Raw genomic sequence first — 16,077 nt, 5'->3', positions numbered from 1 at the left:
TTTAGATGAGCCTAAGAGGTGAATATGGGAGAGATAATATGAACTGGACTCTGTATCAGCTGGAAGCCTTCGTGCTTGCGGTGAACCATGGTTCGTTCTCGGCGGCAGCAAGAAAGCTGGGCAGGGCACAATCCAGGATCAGTACCGCGATTGCTAATCTTGAGGTCGATCTGGGATTTGAGCTATTCGATCGCAGTGCCAAGTTACCTGTGCTGACTAAACATGGTGAAGATATGTTTATCCAATGATCTCGCTCAGCTGAGGTATCGGGCCACGATGAAGCAACAGGATGAATATGCTGTCCGTTATTCACTGAGAAGCTCGCTGTGGAAACTGAATGAAGATGTTGGCGAATGGCAGATGATCTTCCACCAAGGGACATACTGTGAGCGGTTTTAATACCATCTTGTGCCTATGTTCAGCTAAAAATAAAGCCGCATAATAGCGGCTTGTTTGTTTTAACGTGTTGGGGTTGGCTGGTTATTCGCCGACTTCCCATTTCACTGTGACCTTGCCACCACCTTGATTGAGTAGCGGAGCAAGATAGTCGAGCATCTCTGTGGCTGTCTCATCTAGCTGCCAAGGAGGGTTGATGATCCACAGGCCCGCAGCGGTCATGCCAAACTCATCACTGTCGGCTTTCACCGCTTGTTCGATTCTAAGCTGACGTTTGATACCACTGCCGATGAGTATCTTAAGCATCTCTTCGGTCTGGGCGCGCTTGACTACAGGATACCAGAGCATGAAAACCCCAGTTGAAAACCGTTTATAGGCCTTGATTAACGCGTTGGGAACATCCTGGTAGTCGGTCTTCATCTCATAGCTAGGATCGATCAGCACCACGCCGCGGCGCTCCTGGGGGGGGACGGCACTTATCAGCCCGGCTAAACCATCGCCTTTGATGACGCGCACTTGCTTATCTGCGCCGAGTTGCTCGTCAAGCAGGGCATGATCGGCGCCGTGTAGCTCATGTAATACCATACGATCTTTCTGGCGCATGTTCATATCGACAAAAGCTGGCGAGCCGGGGTAGAAGCTTAATTCTGACTTGCCTTGGTTGAAGTGTCTAACATCATCAATATATTGCTGTAGTGATTCTGGTAGATCTTGCTTGTCCCAAAGCTTAGCCACACCGTCCAGGTATTCTCCGGTTTTTTGGGCAAACTCATCGGTGAGGGCATATCCACCTGCACCTGCATGGCTATCGATATAGGCCAGTGGCTTATTTTTCTTATGCAGTGATTTCAGTACTTGTAGCAAGAGCGCGTGCTTTAATACGTCGGCATAATTTCCGGCATGATAGCCGTGGCGATAACTGAGCATGAGAGTTCCAAAATTTAGCTTGAACCTAGTGAATGACGTGACAGGTTAGATTCATTCGAGTGATTGCGCGCATTATAGTGGCTTAACCTCCGCAGGTAAATCAGCTTGCAGAGAAGCTCTTGTATTCACTGGGCAGAGCTTTTGGCATAATGGAGAGATAATCGTCCACATTCGAGTTAACGTGATCAAAGACAAGCAAGCCAATCCCACTCTAGGCATTTTCTTCAATGCTCAATATCCATCGCTAGAAGCTATCTGTCAGCGTTGGGGCCTCAGCTTCGATAAAGATGCCGAGTTTGAGCTGGTTTTTGAAAATAATACCTTGATCCTCAACAAGCGTGATGAGCCAAAACTCAAGGGGATCAGTGTCGATTTCGTTGGCGGCGCCGTGGCCCATAGACGTAAATTTGGTGGTGGACGCGGTCAATCCATTGCTAAGGCCGTAGGCTTGAAGCAGGGAGTTAATCCTAAGGTTGTTGATGGCACTGCGGGTCTTGGGCGGGATGCATTCGTGTTGGCAGGCCTAGGCTGCACCGTGACTATGGTGGAGCGTCACCCTGTTGTTGCTGCGCTGCTCGAAGATGGCTTGCGTCGTGCCTACGAGGACCCTTATATCGGTGACTGGATGCGTGAGCGGATGATCTTGGTTCATGGCTCTAGCCTAGAATCGGTTAGCGAGCTAGGTAACGAGATCGATGTGGTTTATCTGGATCCCATGTATCCCCATAGAGAAAAATCGGCGCTGGTCAAGAAAGAGATGCGCGTGTTTCAATCCCTGGTGGGGGCCGACATGGACGCCGATGGCTTACTTGCACCTGCTTTGGCACTGGCCTCGAAGCGAGTGGTAGTCAAGCGTCCAGATTATGCAGAAGACTTAGATGGGGTGAAACCCTCTATGGTTATTGCTACCAAGAAAAACCGCTTCGATGTTTACGTGAAAGCCGCGATGACGACCTGAATCGTTGGCAGCTCTTGTCGCTCTAGCGGCGACAGCCTCGCCTGATTTTGAGCCAAGCGTCACATTCTTCACGTTGAAAGTCACTGACGCGTTATTTATCCCCCCCCAAAAAAAATTTACTAGCCTTTGAATCAAGGCTTAGTACATTTTCTATGTTTAGTGTTTAGTTGAGTTGGTATTGGGAAGTGTGTTTGAAGGTCGTCCCTTCATTGTTACTTATTTGAACTTAATGGAAGTTAAAGTATCAAAAATCTTATGGGTGTCCACTTATCACGATTGCATCAAACTCATCGCCTTGATACTTTAAATTAAAACAAATCATCGTCTTACATGCCATTTATCACTCACAATGTCAGACCTGATATGTGGTCAATGGCTTCATTTTTATGATGGGTGGCTTGATAAATTGTGAAAGAAGTAAAAGAGGGTGATTTAGACCCTCAAAAGACATTGGTTAAAGATCTTACCAAACGACTCGGTGCTAGTTTATCCAGCTATGTCGTTGATAACTTCAAACTTGATTTAGATTCAATTATCAATACCAGCGAAATCGCAGGTACAGGATTCGATGCCAGTGTCTGGACTGAAAAGGCCTCAGGTAAAACCTATGTGGCACTGCGAGGTACTGATTTTAATATACAAGACTTACTCACAGATAGTGATTTAGCTTTAACTGGCGGTGCACAAGATCAAATTGCCAGCATGGTTAACTGGTGGCTAGCCAGTACGACCCCAATTGGCGAACAAGCTCTTCAGATTAAATATCAGGTCACAACGACAACCAATTTTGTTAATTGGGTGGAAGCACCATCGATTGAGGGAACAGGGACACTTGCAGGGATCATGGATATCTCCGTTACCGGCCACAGCTTAGGCGGTCATTTGGCCTCTGCCTTTACCCGTTTATTTGGCGGGCAGTGGAATATTGAACATACCTCAACCTTTAATAGTGCCGGTTTTACTGCGAGCAGTGAGGCAATTTTTAATCAGATTGAAGCCCTACTTGGTGATGGTATGGGCTTGGGTCGCTACCCTGATGGCAACGAGCAATCAAACTATTTTTCCGAAAACGGTATTAACGTAGTTACTAACACCTTTTACTTTGATCAAATTGGCACTAGGATCCCGTTGTTCAATGAGGATAGCAGTTTGGGTGTGCCTAATCATTTTGTTGCCCCACTGACTGATACACTTGCCTTGGGCAATATGTTGGCAGGTTTGGATAGCTCATTTAATATTGCGCAGCTAAACCGTTTGATGGCCGCTAGTAGCAATGCTGCTGATGCCTCACAAGAGACTATGTTAGATCACTTAGGTAGGCTCTTTGTTGGCGATCACATTACAGAAACACCTCTTGGGTCAGTTGTGTCGGGGCGAAATAGTGATATTTTTTATCAGAACCTGTTTATTCTTCAGGCGCAGCTGTTTCAAAACCCAAATGATATTGACTTGGTTGCGAAGGGCGAATACCAAGGTATGTCACTAGTAAACTTAGGTGATTATACGGCATCAAATACGCTGGCAGAGAACGCTAAAACAACTATTGGTTTTATGTATGCGTTAGAAAACCTACTCCCCTTCGCCTTAACTAATGCCGATGCGGTTTATCAGGCTCATAATAAAAATGGACAATTAGATCCGAATCAGTTTTCAGAACAGTATATAGGTGACCGTGCTGGTTTGCTGTATTGGAAATTGAAATATGATCTCACTGATACCAGTTATGGTAGTTATATCAACCCTGATGATTTCGATGATACCAGTAGTTTTGAGGGGAACTGGAGTTATAGGGACCTGAGTCAAAATATCACTTTAAATATTGACGGCAACGGTACAGATGTTTATCGACAAATTATATTTGGCAACTTTTATCACCTTTTATCAAGCCACCCACCACCTTTTATCAAGCCACCCAAAATAAATCAACAATTTAACGCTGCAATAACGAGTTTTCAGCTCAACGTACAACAAAGCTCAGTGATTACCGATATGGCTGCAACTTATGTTCATTACCATCGTCGGACTGGGGATTTCTAGCTAAAATATCGATTTTCAGACAGGGCTGGTGAACTCAAGCTGTTTAAGTAGAAATAATTGTAAAGGAGGGAAAGTCAGCTAATGACTATCAACCATCTTCCAAGTACTTGCAGCACTTAGCAAAATGACGACGTCTTTTCTGTAGATGGTCGCAGTAATTTGTAAGCTCTTGGGTTGTGCCAACAGGACCATGAAATATTTTACCAAAGTCAGAGGTCATCTTTATCCAGTTACCTGGTGATATATTCAACCTGTTGAGTATCTTAGACGTACTGGCAGAAATACTCCCACGCTTGTCATCACGGATTATTCGACCTGTTTCATCCACTAGTTGCAGGTAGTCTTGTAACTCAAAGTTAACCCCTTTGGGCTGATCCTGTTTTTCATTGCCCATGAAGGGAAGTAGCGCCTTAGGTTGCTCACCTTTCAATGCTGCCTTTATACGCGCTTGAATGCTGGTATAGTCTGATTTTTCTGGGATTAGTGCCATCTTGGCTCGAATAGGGTTCAAATCAACGTAAGCCATACAGGTCAAAACCGCAGCTTCATCTAACAGTGCTTGGGACTTGAAACGCCCCTCCCAGAAACGACCGGTACAATTATCTTCTTTATTAGCCATACGAGCGATAGGTTCATTTAAACACCTCATAAACCAAGATATATCGCTTAATCGACTTCTGTACTGGGCAATTGAGTGCCTTAACAGTGTAAGGTTCACCTCTTCAACGAGTTCCCCTTTTGCAAACCTTTGTGTTAGCTCAGTTCCTTTAAACAACAAATGCCACTGCTCGACGACCTCTCTGTCTGTCCAGCTATTGGCTAACTCAATATCTATCCTCAACACCAGATGAAGATGATTAGACATCACCGCATAAGCAGCGATGTCGATAGCAAAGATCGCACCTAACTTAAGCAACTGAAATTCAACCCAATTTCGTCGATGTTCATAGGATTGACCCGTATTAGGATCGACTCCTGTTAGCCAGGCTTTGCGAACACATCTTGAGACTGCGTGGTACCACGGCGTATCTTCAATACTAATTTGAGTTCTTCTTGGACGGGGCATAACAACCTCCTACTTCTACTAATAACCAAAGTTTAGTAGGAGGATAGAAAATACACAATTAACTCTGGGTGGCTCTATTTCTGTGTTTAAGTGGAAAAATTGGAGAAGGAGGGAAAATCAGCTAACGACTAGGGCGTCAATAGTTTATTTTCAGTAGTCTTCTCATCCCACATGGTGCAATCTCTTAACATCGAATTTAGCTTTATCTGTCAGCTAATGTGCCTGTATTCTTAAATAAATCTATATTAGTTATTGGCGAACTAGCCTAATATCGGATCTAATACTATGGCAATATAATGAGGAAATATAAGATGATCGAGCAAGGACAAGTGTTACCAGCAGGCATCACATTAGGTGAGTTAACTAATGAAGGCATGGTGACCCACAATGTGGCCGAGCTATTTTCTGGTAAAAAAGTGGTGTTATTTGCCGTTCCCGGTGCATTCACTCCAACGTGTTCTGAGTCTCATCTACCTGAATACGTGGTATTAGCCGATCAGTTTCAGGCTAAAGGCGTCGATATTATCGCCTGTGTTTCTGTCAACGATGCGTTCGTGATGAAAGCCTGGGGCCAAGCTCAGAATGCATCTGAGTTGATGATGTTGGCCGATGGCGATGCCAGTTTCACCCAGGCGCTAGGTCTAGAGATGGACACGGCAGGTTTCGGCGGCGTGCGTTCACAACGCTATGCCATGATCATCGAGGACGGTGTCGTGACTCAGCTAAATGTCGAAGCGCCCAAAGCCTTCGAAGTGAGTAAGGCAGAAGCGCTATTAGCGGCCCTGTAATAGCGTTTAAAGGCCGAAATAACCAGGGAGCCTGATGGCTCCTCGGTTATTTATAGCAATATGTTTTGCCGATTAAAAATAGTGAATGTATTCGACTGCCACACGATATAAGCTGTCTTTGAAACCGAGTAGATCTAACTCATAGTCACGATTTATGTATTGGCTGGTGAAATGCAGCAGGTTGTTTGCATTGGCAAGTGGCATTACCGCGCCAAACGTGAGGCGATCGACGGTATAGAACTGACCTTTATCATAGGACCAGTTGCCGTCATAGTGACTGAGTTTAGCTATCAGCTGAACACCGCTATGGGCGAATGTGTAGGCGTTGCTCCACTCGAAGAAGTAACCAAATCCGGCCCGATTAAGCACATCTTCACCATGACCCATCTCTTCACGGGGCCAATCATCATCTTTTTCCTCTTCGCTATAAGCTAAGCCTAAAGTCAGGCCAAGATCATAGTGGTTGACGTCGGTGAAGCGGGTGTTAAGGGCTAGGCCTGCCACAACCAGCTGTTCTAACTCTTCCAGTTGCTGACTATTGTAGTGGCCCTCATAGCGGCCATGAAAACTGAGCAGGTATGCTTGTGCTTCACCGAAACTGGCGAAAGGACGCTGATAGTTGAATCTCAGATCTGCGGAGTTTCTGAATCTGTCTTCATCATATTTTTCTGAATCAAGTTCGTAATAGTAAGTACCACGGACCCTGAAATAATGGGTGTCTAGTTGATAAGTATTGTCATAGCGCAAGTCATCCCAAATAAATGACAGTCCGCCGCCCCGTGACATGGAGCTGGAGTCAGAGTCGGGATAGGATTCTAACCCAGCCAAAATAGAGACAGCGTACGGATTTAGTGTCGTCTCTTCGGCTGCTAAGGCTGGCATTGTGGCCGCCGAGATGGCAAGTCCGGCTAGCAAGTGAATATGTTTCATCTTTATTCCACAAAGTGATCATGATGATTTGGTTCTAGATATCTTAATATTAGAGTATACAAAAGAAACTAGGTAGCCTGAGTCAGTCTGGTCTCTTTGATTGAGATGCCTAAATGAGCCTCGATATCTTGCACGCTCTGTTGCACTTCGCCGCCAATCACTTCGCTCTGCTTCGAAGCAGATTGAGCCTGATCCTTGAGTAAACTCATGGCGTGTACAAATGCATCCAGATAATTGACCTGTTGTTGTGCATTGATGGAACCTTGCTTTGCCGTCACCGCCATCTCACTCGCCTGAGCCTGTACAGACAGGGCTACGGCGGATAAGCCTTGAGCTCGTTCCCTTTGCCTTTGTGTAGCCCGCTCTATTCCCGTCATACTGAGTTCGAGTTCGCCATTGGCCTGATTCAGTTGATTAAGAATTGCCATGATCTCTTTCAATGAGTCCTGAGTCCGGTGTGAAAGGCTCCTGACCTCACCGGCAACCACAGCAAATCCTCGGCCTTGCTCTCCGGCTCTTGCGGCTTCGATAGCGGCGTTGAGCGCGAGCAAGTTAGTTTGCTCGGCGATATTACCTATCACATCGATGATCTTTGACACATCTTCAACTGAAGTCGTCAGGCTGGACAGGGATCTATGGGACTGAATTACGGCTGTTTGTGTCTCTTCTGTGGCCAGCAGCATAGCTTCGGCCTCTGTCTGACTGGCCTGCATCTGGAGCCTGGTTTGTTCGGCGCTATTCTCCACCAGAGTCGAGGTGGTGCTGACCTCATGGGCCAGGTTGCGTATCTCATCGGTCTGAGATTGGGCCAGACTCACCACGCTCTGGGTCTCATCTGCACTGCGAGTGATCAGAGAGATCCGTTGGACTAACCTAGATAGGGATTGAGATACCAGTGACATCTGCTGACGCTGGGATTCATCTTCATCTTCGAATCTTTGTAGCAGTTGATTGAGTGGCCTGCTATCTGTCCTGTCTCGCACCGTCTATTGATCTCGAGTCGTTCACGGCTATTGGACTCGCTGAGTGTTTGGAAGGCGTGGTTGAGACGCCTCAAGGGAGACACCACTCGGTTCTGTTGCAGCATTAAGTAGATGACAGCGAACAAGGCTAATAGTGAAACGACGGCGTAGAGAGCGAATTTCAGTTCCTGCTTCAGCCTTTGAGCTTGCTCCGCTTGAGTGGTGCTGAGGGTGAATATCGCCTGTTCTACCTCGGCGATAGAGTGCTTGAGCTGCTGCTGAATGTGCTGGTTATCCTGCAGCAGGTTATAGCTGTTGCTGACTTCTCTCTCGTATCTGTTGCTCAGACTCAGTAACTCAGATCTATAGCTCTCACCAATTTCGATCACTTCCTCATCGGCACCGCCTAAAGCAAACTCATCGATCTCTAGGGTATCGAAGATGCCGAATAATGGCAGCGAGTCTAGCTGGTCATGCCAAAGAGTGAGTTCATCGATTGTGCTTTGCAAAATGGTTTGTAATCGTAGGTCCTTGCCGATGAGATAGCCTTGAGTCAATTGTGAAAGTCGATAAACCAGAGGAGGCAACTGACGAGTCAACCCCAGATATTCATGGGAGAGCGAGTCATTCTCTGTCTGGCCAATATCGGCATAGTTGGCCAGTTGACGATTGTTGTCCAACAGCTCAGCTTCAGCATGAGCCAGAAGTTGTCTCGGGTTACCGGCAAGTTTTCCTGCTGCGCGATAGTCAGTGTCCAGACTCTGAATAAGCTGTTGCAGTAAGATTCTAAGGGAACCCACATCAGGATTTCTGTTTTGTGCTAACGATGATTCTATCTGCTTTAGCTGAGTCTTGGCACGCTCTAATTGACTGGCATCCCCGTTATGTAAGTAACCGTCAAGCTCTCGCCTCACGTCAACCAAGAAACGCTGTTGTAACTGCTGCAGGTCATTTGATTGTGCTTCAATAGTTTGGCGTTGCTCATTACTCCAGATCACCACTGTGGCTAGCAGGGCGGCGAGTAAGAGTAAGGTGGCAGAGGCTGAAAGTGAAAGGGTGGAAATTTTCATCGGTATCACGCCAATAAACGATATTTGCCGCAAGACTAGGGGATTGGTGTGACAGATCCGTGTCACTAATGTGACAGTTTGCTCGGCTGATTATTTTCATAACCCATGTTGGACAAGTTATAGCCATTGGTATTAATCACGGGTGAGCAAGTTATTGAATGAGACCAGAATTTACTTATCTAGAGTGCTAAATTTTCGATTCATCACGCAAATAAAGCAGTTTATTCGAGTGGTAACCAGACCTGAGCATGCAAACCGCCGACGACTCTGTTAGTCAGTATGATTTCGCCTTGATGCCGATCGACAATACGCTTGATGATGGCCAGTCCCAGTCCAGAGCCGACACTACCTCTGGCCGTATCGCCCTGAGTGAAAGGTTGAAATAGCTTAGGTATCTCAGATTCAGGAATACCCGGACCATCGTCTTCTACGCTAAAGCCTACACGCCGCCCGTCGAAGTGAGAGCTTAGCCTGACCCAGCCATTGCCATAACGGAAGGCATTTTCTACCAGGTTACTCAAGATACGTTTAATGGCAATACTCTGAACCGGGATCTCCGGACACTCATTGAGTACCACTTCCATCTCACCTGCCCGATTGGATTCGGCCTGGGCGATATCTTGAATGAGATGATTGATCTGTTCCTGCTCGCGCACACTTTCCTGATCTTGTCTGATATAGGAAATGAACTGACTGATGATGGCATCCATATCTTCGATATCATGGACGATACCATCTTTTAAATATTGATCCTCGGCAACCATCATCTCTGAGGCTAGTCGAATGCGGGTCAGAGGGGTGCGTAGGTCATGGGAGATCCCCGCCATCAACAGCGCCCTATCTTGCTCTAACTGTTTCATGCTGTGGGACATCTGGTTGAATGCGTTAGTTACTTCGACGATCTCGGTCGAGCCACTCAGAGGCAGGGGCTGTGGATACTCTCCCATAGACACGGATATAGCCGCCTTCTGCAGTCGTCTGAGCGGCCTGTTCTGCTGTCTGGCAAACCACCATCCTCCGGCGACACTCAAGGCGCCAATAACCATCAGGTAGAGGGTGAGGGGGGATAGGTCATAATCGTTGAAACTGGTGAGAGGGATCTTGATCCAAACTGAAGGGGCCTGAGGAGGACGGATCCAGATCTCAAAAAACTCGCCTTGAGCGATTCTTACTTCGGCTTTACCGCCTAAGTGTTCCGACATCTGCGAGGAGAGCAGTGCATAATAAGTGGCTTGTTCTATACCAGCTTCACGAGCCTGTTTCTGATTATAGATATGCATACCATCGTCGGGAACCTTGGCATTGAGAGCGTCGACCATAGTGAGGTGTTCACGGCCCACATCGACACCATCGACAAATAGTAGTTTCACCTGACGCGCTATTAACTGGTTGATCTGCTGATAGGTGGGCTGAATGAAATAGGCCGCGACCGAGAGGTAGGAAACCAGTTGATTGATCAGCAAGAGGCTGCCAATCAGTACGACTGTTTGGCTAAATGCACTACGGGGTAAGAGTCTTGTCAGCCACTTCATGTAACTGGTTTACCCCTTAGATAAGCAATTAAGTGAGACTAATGACATCAGATATAAGGCTATCTTAACGACGCGAGGTGCCATCGGGCACGAAGACATAACCGAGTCCCCAAACCGTCTGGATATATCTGGGGTTGGCAGGATCTTTTTCAATTAAGCGTCTCAAGCGGGATACCTGCACATCGATAGAGCGTTCGAGAGCCGAGTAATCTCGTCCTCGGGCTAGATTCATCAACTTATCGCGAGACAGGGGTTCGCGTGGGTGGCTCACGAGCACCTTAAGTACCGCAAACTCACCACTGGTGAGGGAGATAGCTGCTTCACCATGATACATCTCACGGGTTGCTAGGTTGAGGGTAAACTCACCGAAGGTGACCTCCTCCTCTTGCTGAGTCGGCGCACCCGGGACATCCTGGCTCTGTCTACGCATCACAGCCTTGATTCTGGCGAGTAATTCACGGGGATTAAATGGCTTAGGCAGATAATCATCGGCACCGAGTTCCAGGCCTATGATGCGGTCGACTTCATCACCCTTAGCCGTCAACATTATGATAGGTATTGTATTGGCTTGCTGGCGGAGTCTGCGGCAGATGGAGAGACCATCTTCGCCGGGCAGCATTAAATCCAGCACTAGTAGATGAAAATTTTCACGTTCGAGTAATCTATCCATCTGCTCGGAATTGGCAGCGCTGCGAACCTGATAACCTTGCTCCATAAGATAACGCTCGAGTAAGGCTCTTAGCCTCATATCATCATCGACGACGAGAATTTTAGAGGTTTCCTGTCCCATGCTTATTATCCTTTTACTTGGAACCCGATGGTGGTCGGTAGCCAACTGGCTGATATTGAATATAATTAAACCTACATTTAGTCGCTAATATAGCCGTTTTTTAATCCCCCTTACCAGCGACTCTTTGCTCGGATACTGATGCTAGCTTGTTTAGGGGCGAAAAAAACTCACTAATTCATTGAAAATAAATGCCTATTCCTTGTTTTCCAGTATAGCTGTAAAATTGTAACAATTGGAGTTTAAAGCTTGCCTTAGCCATGATGAGGTATTCGCCAAAGTATTAGATCCACAAACCCAAGATCTGTTTGGTCTGGAAGAACCTATGGTGAGGGTCGAACAATGAGTGAGTCGCTGCTAGTTATCAGGCACTGGCTTTAACTCGGTGGGGGGTTATCTCTATGAGAAACTGGGTTAATTTCGCCGTGACTCGAGTAGTCGTTTGCCACCGAATAAGTGATAATTGAACGCTTAACAGGCATGATGCTGTTCGGTGGAATTAAAGAGATCGACAATGAAAGCGTTATTAATTACCCGTAAAGGCTGGCAGGCTCTGGACAAGGAACTCAAGTATCTTTGGAAAGAGTATCGCCCTGAGATCACTAAGAAGGTGCAGGAAGCTGCGGCTCAGGGAGACAGATCCGAGAATGCGGATTACACCTATAACAAGCGCCTGCTGCGACAGATAGACGGCCGGGTACGTTATCTGGTGAAGCGGGTCGAAGAGTTGAAAATCGTCGATTATTCCCCCCAACAGGAGGGGAAGGTGTTTTTCGGTGCCTGGCTTGAGCTTGAGAATGAGGCCGGTGATGTGGTGCAGTATCGCATCGTAGGTAAGGATGAGCTGGATACTAAGCTGGGTTACATCACCATAGACTCGCCCATGGCCCGTGCGCTTATCGGTAAACAGGTCGATGACGAAATCGTGGTACAAACCCCTTCGGGTGCCAAGGAATGGTACGTGAACAAGATTCAATATAAGGCATTTAAGGATGAATGAGCCTATGGCGGCTAATGAGGGGGTCATGTGAGTGAGCCCACTAGCGATCCATTAATATTAGACTGGCAGAATATTGACTTGCCTCGCACCTGGGCCGATGAAATTAATTTTAAGACTCGGACCAATGTGGGCAGGCTATTTCGCAGTATTTTTAAGCGGGGCAATGGCCGGGCGGAAATCCCGGATAGCTTTTGTGAGGGGATATTGGGTAAAGACAGTTTACCTAAATATCTACAGCAGGAGTTTCACGGTATACCTAACGGTAACTACTCCAATAATATTACCCGTGGCTATATCAGTGGCTTCGATACCAGTATGCTAGGTAAGATGAAACCGGTGCGAAGAGAGATAGCCTCCTGGTTCAGCGGCTGTAAACATGTGTTAGATCTCGGCTGCGGCGGTGGTCAGATGGCCGCGGCACTCAAAGATGAAAATATCAGCGACGTTTGGGGGCTAGACCCTTCGCCTTATCTGTTAAAACATGCGGCCAAAGCCTATCCTGAAGTGAAATTTGTTCAAGGCCTGGCGGAAGATCTTAAGTTTTCCGATAGACGTTTCGATGGTATTACCGCGAGTTTTTTATTTCATGAGATGCCGCCTAAGTATATTGATTTGGCGTTGGATGAGAGTCACCGTGTGTTAGATGACGCAGGTTTGTTGGCTATCTGCGAACCTTCATCGATTCAATTCAAGTCTGGCTGGTGGAAGATGTTTAAGGAATATGGTGTTACCGGCTTGTATTTCAAATGGCTGGCCCATCATGTTTACGAGCCTTTCGTGCCAGCCTGGCATAAGCAAGATATCGAACAACGGCTGCAACGACATGGCTTCGAGGTGTTGATCAACCGCAGAGGCATGCCCGCACATATGGTGTTGGCGAGAAAATGTACTCAAAGCTCCCCCATTCACTAGATGAGCCCCCTCTTTGAGCCGTTCGTTAGTCTCGGTTTGCGCTCCCCAGATTAACTTATCTAATCCATAGGCCGCAGTCCGGTTGAATGTCCGGTCACAAGATCGATTATCTGTGCCGCTTTCACATGCAAGCACACCTTAGCCTGTGGTATCTTGATGCTCATCAGAACTTTTCACTCCAGGCACGACCATACTTTTATGCAAATGACGCAAAATATTGCCCAGATCATTGCTCAGGAACTCAATGTTCGTGAGCAACAAGTCAGTTCGACAATCTCCCTACTCGATGATGGTGCCACTGTGCCGTTCGTCGCTCGTTATCGTAAAGAGGCGACCGGAGGCTTAGATGACACTCAGCTGCGTACGCTAAATAGCAGGTTGAGTTATCTGCGTGACTTGAATGACAGACGCGATGTGATCATCTCCAGTATCGATACTCAAGGTAAGCTGACTCCTGAGCTGAAACGCGCATTATTCGACGCCGATAGTAAGACGCGTCTGGAAGATCTATATCTGCCCTATAAGCCGAAACGCCGCACTAAGGGCCAGATAGCCAAAGAAGCAGGTATCGAGCCCTTAGCCGATCACTTGCTCAATAATCGCAATGCCGATATTGAACAAGAAGCTGCCAAGTATATTAAGGCGGGATCAGTTTTTTCAGACTGTAAACTCGTGCTCGATGGGGCTCGTTTCATCTTGATGGAGCGTTTCGCCGAAGATGCTGCCCTGTTGCAGAAGGTGAGGCAGCACTTGAGTCAGAATTCTGTTCTCGAAAGCCGCATGGTTAAGGGGAAAGAGAAGGAAGGGGCTAAATTTCGCGACTATTTCGAACACACGGAAAAACTAAGCAAGATACCTTCTCATCGCGCCTTGGCCATGTTGCGTGGGCGCAATGAAGGCATGCTGAGTCTCAGCATGAACGCAGATCCGGGCAATGAGTCTAAGCAAGGCAGTTACTGTGAGGTGATTATCGCCGAGCACTGCAAACTAAACCTGGGCACAACTGGTGTCGACTCCTGGTTGAAAACCGTAGTCACGGCTAGCTGGCGTATCAAGATCGCACTGCAGATGGAAACTGAGTTTATCGCTAAGATGCGTGAGCATGCAGAGTCCGAGGCGATAAATGTATTTGCCCGCAACCTTGGGGATCTACTGATGGCTGCGCCGGCGGGAGCCAAGGCTACTTTAGGGTTAGATCCTGGACTGAGATCCGGTGTTAAGGTGGCTATCGTTGACAATACTGGCAAATTTGTCGCACATACGACTATCTTTCCCCATGCGCCACAGAAGCAATGGGATAAGTCGGTACGCACCTTAGCCAACCTTGCCAAGATGCATAAGGTGGAGCTGATTGCCGTGGGCAACGGCACCGCTTCGAGAGAGACGGATAAGCTGGCTGCTGAATTGATTGCCAGCGTCAACACTGAGCTGCCAAGACTGACAAAAATCATGGTGAGCGAGGCTGGGGCCTCTGTCTATTCGGCTTCCGAGCTCGCGGCCAATGAATTTCCCGATCTCGATGTGTCTATTCGTGGCGCCGTTTCTATCGCTCGTCGGCTGCAGGACCCTCTGGCCGAATTAGTCAAGATTGAGCCTAAGTCTATCGGCGTAGGCCAGTATCAGCATGATGTGAGCCAGAGTCAGCTTTCCTTGTCACTGGAAGGCGTGGTGGAAGATTGTGTCAACTGTGTCGGGGTCGATCTGAATATGGCATCTGCGCCGCTATTGGCTCAGGTGGCGGGTCTCAATAAGACATTAGCCCGCAATATCGTCACCTACCGAGACGAACATGGTCAGTTTACTCAGCGTAAACAGTTATTGAAAGTGGCTAGGCTCGGGCCTAAAGCCTATGAGCAAGCCGCAGGCTTCCTGCGAATTTTCGATGGCGATAACCCGTTGGATGCCTCTTCGGTTCACCCTGAAGCCTATTCTCTGGTTGAGACGATAGCTAAGGCTAAAGGCAAGGCGATTGAGGCACTCGTGGGTAACACTGAATTATTGCGTAGTTTATCGGCGGCAGAGTTCATCACGGACAAATTTGGTTTGCCCACTGTGACGGATATCTTAGCCGAGCTGGATAAGCCTGGACGGGATCCTCGTGGTGAGTTCAAGACGGCCACATTTAAGGAAGGCGTGGAAAAAGTTAACGATCTTAAGCCGGATATGATCCTCGAAGGTGTGGTGACCAATGTGACTAACTTCGGTGCCTTTGTGGACGTAGGCGTTCACCAGGATGGTCTGGTACACATCTCATCTTTGACCGATAAGTTTGTCAGCGATCCCCATACCTTAGTCAAGGCCGGGGATGTGGTGAAGGTGAAGGTGATGGAAATCGATGTGGAACGTAAGCGCATCGCTCTCACCATGCGTTTGGATGAGAAGGCCGGTGATAAATCCGCGCCGAGAGCGAGTCAAAGGCCGACTTCAGCGAGTAATAAGTCGAACCAGCAGCGTAAGCCTCAGCCTAAGCAAGCTAATGCCGCCATGGGCAATGCGTTTGCCGATGCTTTTTCTAAGCTGAAAAAATAACATGTAAGCGAGAGCTTATGTACTAGATAGCATTAAATTAATGTCGGAAGAGTTTTCTCTTTCGACATTTTTTTTATACCCCTTTCGCTAATCTACCCTTGGGTCAGCACGCTTGTTGGTTTTGTGTGTTGCTTGTGTTTCATGATTATTAAGTTAAGGTGAACTTTTATGGGTGAACTCTGT

General features: G+C 47.4%; 12 protein-coding genes and 2 pseudogenes. 8 read left to right on the top strand and 6 right to left on the bottom strand.

Features of this window, described 5'->3' with window-relative positions; genetic code table 11:
* Positions 1-38: 38 nt before the first annotated feature.
* Both HRU42_RS01215 and HRU42_RS01210 read left to right on the top strand, forming a co-directional pair.
* Positions 39-245 (top strand): annotated as a pseudogene (locus HRU42_RS01215) (LysR family transcriptional regulator); the annotation flags it as partial.
* Between the two features lie 31 nt (positions 246-276).
* Entirely contained in the window at positions 277-399 is a 123-nt protein-coding gene (locus HRU42_RS01210; RefSeq protein ID WP_295028238.1) for a hypothetical protein, read from the top strand.
* Between the two features lie 81 nt (positions 400-480).
* On the opposite strand, the gene HRU42_RS01205 is transcribed toward HRU42_RS01210, so the two are convergent.
* Positions 481-1,323 carry a 23S rRNA (adenine(2030)-N(6))-methyltransferase RlmJ gene (locus HRU42_RS01205; protein WP_295028236.1) on the bottom strand — a complete coding sequence of 281 codons (843 nt, stop codon included), beginning with the start codon at positions 1,321-1,323 and terminating at the stop codon, positions 481-483.
* A gap of 181 nt (positions 1,324-1,504) precedes the next feature.
* On the opposite strand from HRU42_RS01205, the gene HRU42_RS01200 reads away from it, so the two are divergent.
* A complete protein-coding gene (locus tag HRU42_RS01200; RefSeq protein ID WP_295028234.1) occupies positions 1,505-2,281 on the top strand; it encodes a class I SAM-dependent methyltransferase in 777 nt (258 codons plus the stop codon).
* Positions 2,282-2,689: 408 nt separating this feature from the next.
* A complete protein-coding gene (locus HRU42_RS01195; RefSeq protein WP_295028232.1) occupies positions 2,690-4,318 on the top strand; it encodes a hypothetical protein in 1,629 nt (542 codons plus the stop codon).
* 88 nt (positions 4,319-4,406) lie between these two features.
* Here HRU42_RS01195 and HRU42_RS01190 read toward each other — a convergent pair whose 3' ends face one another.
* The gene (locus tag HRU42_RS01190; protein ID WP_295028230.1) at positions 4,407-5,384 is read right to left on the bottom strand and encodes a transposase; all 978 of its coding nucleotides are present in this window, start codon (positions 5,382-5,384) and stop codon (positions 4,407-4,409) included.
* A 311-nt stretch (positions 5,385-5,695) separates the two neighbouring features.
* Between HRU42_RS01190 and HRU42_RS01185 the strand changes: the two genes are divergently transcribed.
* Positions 5,696-6,172: a peroxiredoxin gene (locus HRU42_RS01185; protein ID WP_295028228.1), complete on the top strand. Its 477-nt coding sequence runs from the start codon at positions 5,696-5,698 to the stop codon at positions 6,170-6,172.
* Between the two features lie 72 nt (positions 6,173-6,244).
* On the opposite strand, the gene HRU42_RS01180 is transcribed toward HRU42_RS01185, so the two are convergent.
* The 4 genes and pseudogenes from HRU42_RS01180 to ompR form a co-directional block, all read right to left on the bottom strand.
* The gene (locus HRU42_RS01180) at positions 6,245-7,102 is read right to left on the bottom strand and encodes a hypothetical protein (protein WP_295028226.1); all 858 of its coding nucleotides are present in this window, start codon (positions 7,100-7,102) and stop codon (positions 6,245-6,247) included.
* Positions 7,103-7,170: 68 nt separating this feature from the next.
* Positions 7,171-9,134 (bottom strand): annotated as a pseudogene (locus HRU42_RS01175) (methyl-accepting chemotaxis protein).
* Between the two features lie 221 nt (positions 9,135-9,355).
* On the bottom strand, positions 9,356-10,666 hold the full coding sequence (gene envZ / locus HRU42_RS01170) for a two-component system sensor histidine kinase EnvZ (protein ID WP_295028224.1): 1,311 nt from the start codon (positions 10,664-10,666) through the stop codon (positions 9,356-9,358).
* 64 nt (positions 10,667-10,730) lie between these two features.
* A complete protein-coding gene (gene ompR, locus HRU42_RS01165; protein WP_295028222.1) occupies positions 10,731-11,456 on the bottom strand; it encodes a two-component system response regulator OmpR in 726 nt (241 codons plus the stop codon).
* A gap of 511 nt (positions 11,457-11,967) precedes the next feature.
* Between ompR and greB the strand changes: the two genes are divergently transcribed.
* From greB to HRU42_RS01150, 3 genes are all read left to right on the top strand, one after another.
* On the top strand, positions 11,968-12,453 hold the full coding sequence (gene greB / locus HRU42_RS01160) for a transcription elongation factor GreB (protein WP_295028220.1): 486 nt from the start codon (positions 11,968-11,970) through the stop codon (positions 12,451-12,453).
* A gap of 27 nt (positions 12,454-12,480) precedes the next feature.
* Positions 12,481-13,365, top strand: coding sequence for a class I SAM-dependent methyltransferase (locus HRU42_RS01155; RefSeq protein WP_295028218.1), 885 nt, complete (start codon positions 12,481-12,483; stop codon positions 13,363-13,365).
* A 198-nt stretch (positions 13,366-13,563) separates the two neighbouring features.
* Positions 13,564-15,894, top strand: a complete 2,331-nt coding sequence (locus HRU42_RS01150; RefSeq protein WP_295028216.1) for a Tex family protein — start codon at positions 13,564-13,566, stop codon at positions 15,892-15,894.
* Positions 15,895-16,077: the final 183 nt, after the last annotated feature.

Origin of the sequence: Shewanella sp. (genome assembly GCF_013214165.1) — a bacterium.
GTDB lineage: Bacteria > Pseudomonadota > Gammaproteobacteria > Enterobacterales > Shewanellaceae > Shewanella.
This window is presented reverse-complemented; position numbering and strand designations above follow the sequence as displayed.

Coding starts and splice junctions, on each gene's coding strand:
- HRU42_RS01210 (WP_295028238.1), top strand. CDS start 277: ATGAAGCAACAGGATGAATATGCTGTCCGTTATTCACTGAGAAGCTCG.
- HRU42_RS01205 (WP_295028236.1), bottom strand. CDS start 1,323: ATGCTCAGTTATCGCCACGGCTATCATGCCGGAAATTATGCCGACGTA.
- HRU42_RS01190 (WP_295028230.1), bottom strand. CDS start 5,384: ATGCCCCGTCCAAGAAGAACTCAAATTAGTATTGAAGATACGCCGTGG.
- HRU42_RS01185 (WP_295028228.1), top strand. CDS start 5,696: ATGATCGAGCAAGGACAAGTGTTACCAGCAGGCATCACATTAGGTGAG.
- HRU42_RS01180 (WP_295028226.1), bottom strand. CDS start 7,102: ATGAAACATATTCACTTGCTAGCCGGACTTGCCATCTCGGCGGCCACA.
- envZ (WP_295028224.1), bottom strand. CDS start 10,666: ATGAAGTGGCTGACAAGACTCTTACCCCGTAGTGCATTTAGCCAAACA.
- ompR (WP_295028222.1), bottom strand. CDS start 11,456: ATGGGACAGGAAACCTCTAAAATTCTCGTCGTCGATGATGATATGAGG.
- greB (WP_295028220.1), top strand. CDS start 11,968: ATGAAAGCGTTATTAATTACCCGTAAAGGCTGGCAGGCTCTGGACAAG.
- HRU42_RS01150 (WP_295028216.1), top strand. CDS start 13,564: ATGCAAATGACGCAAAATATTGCCCAGATCATTGCTCAGGAACTCAAT.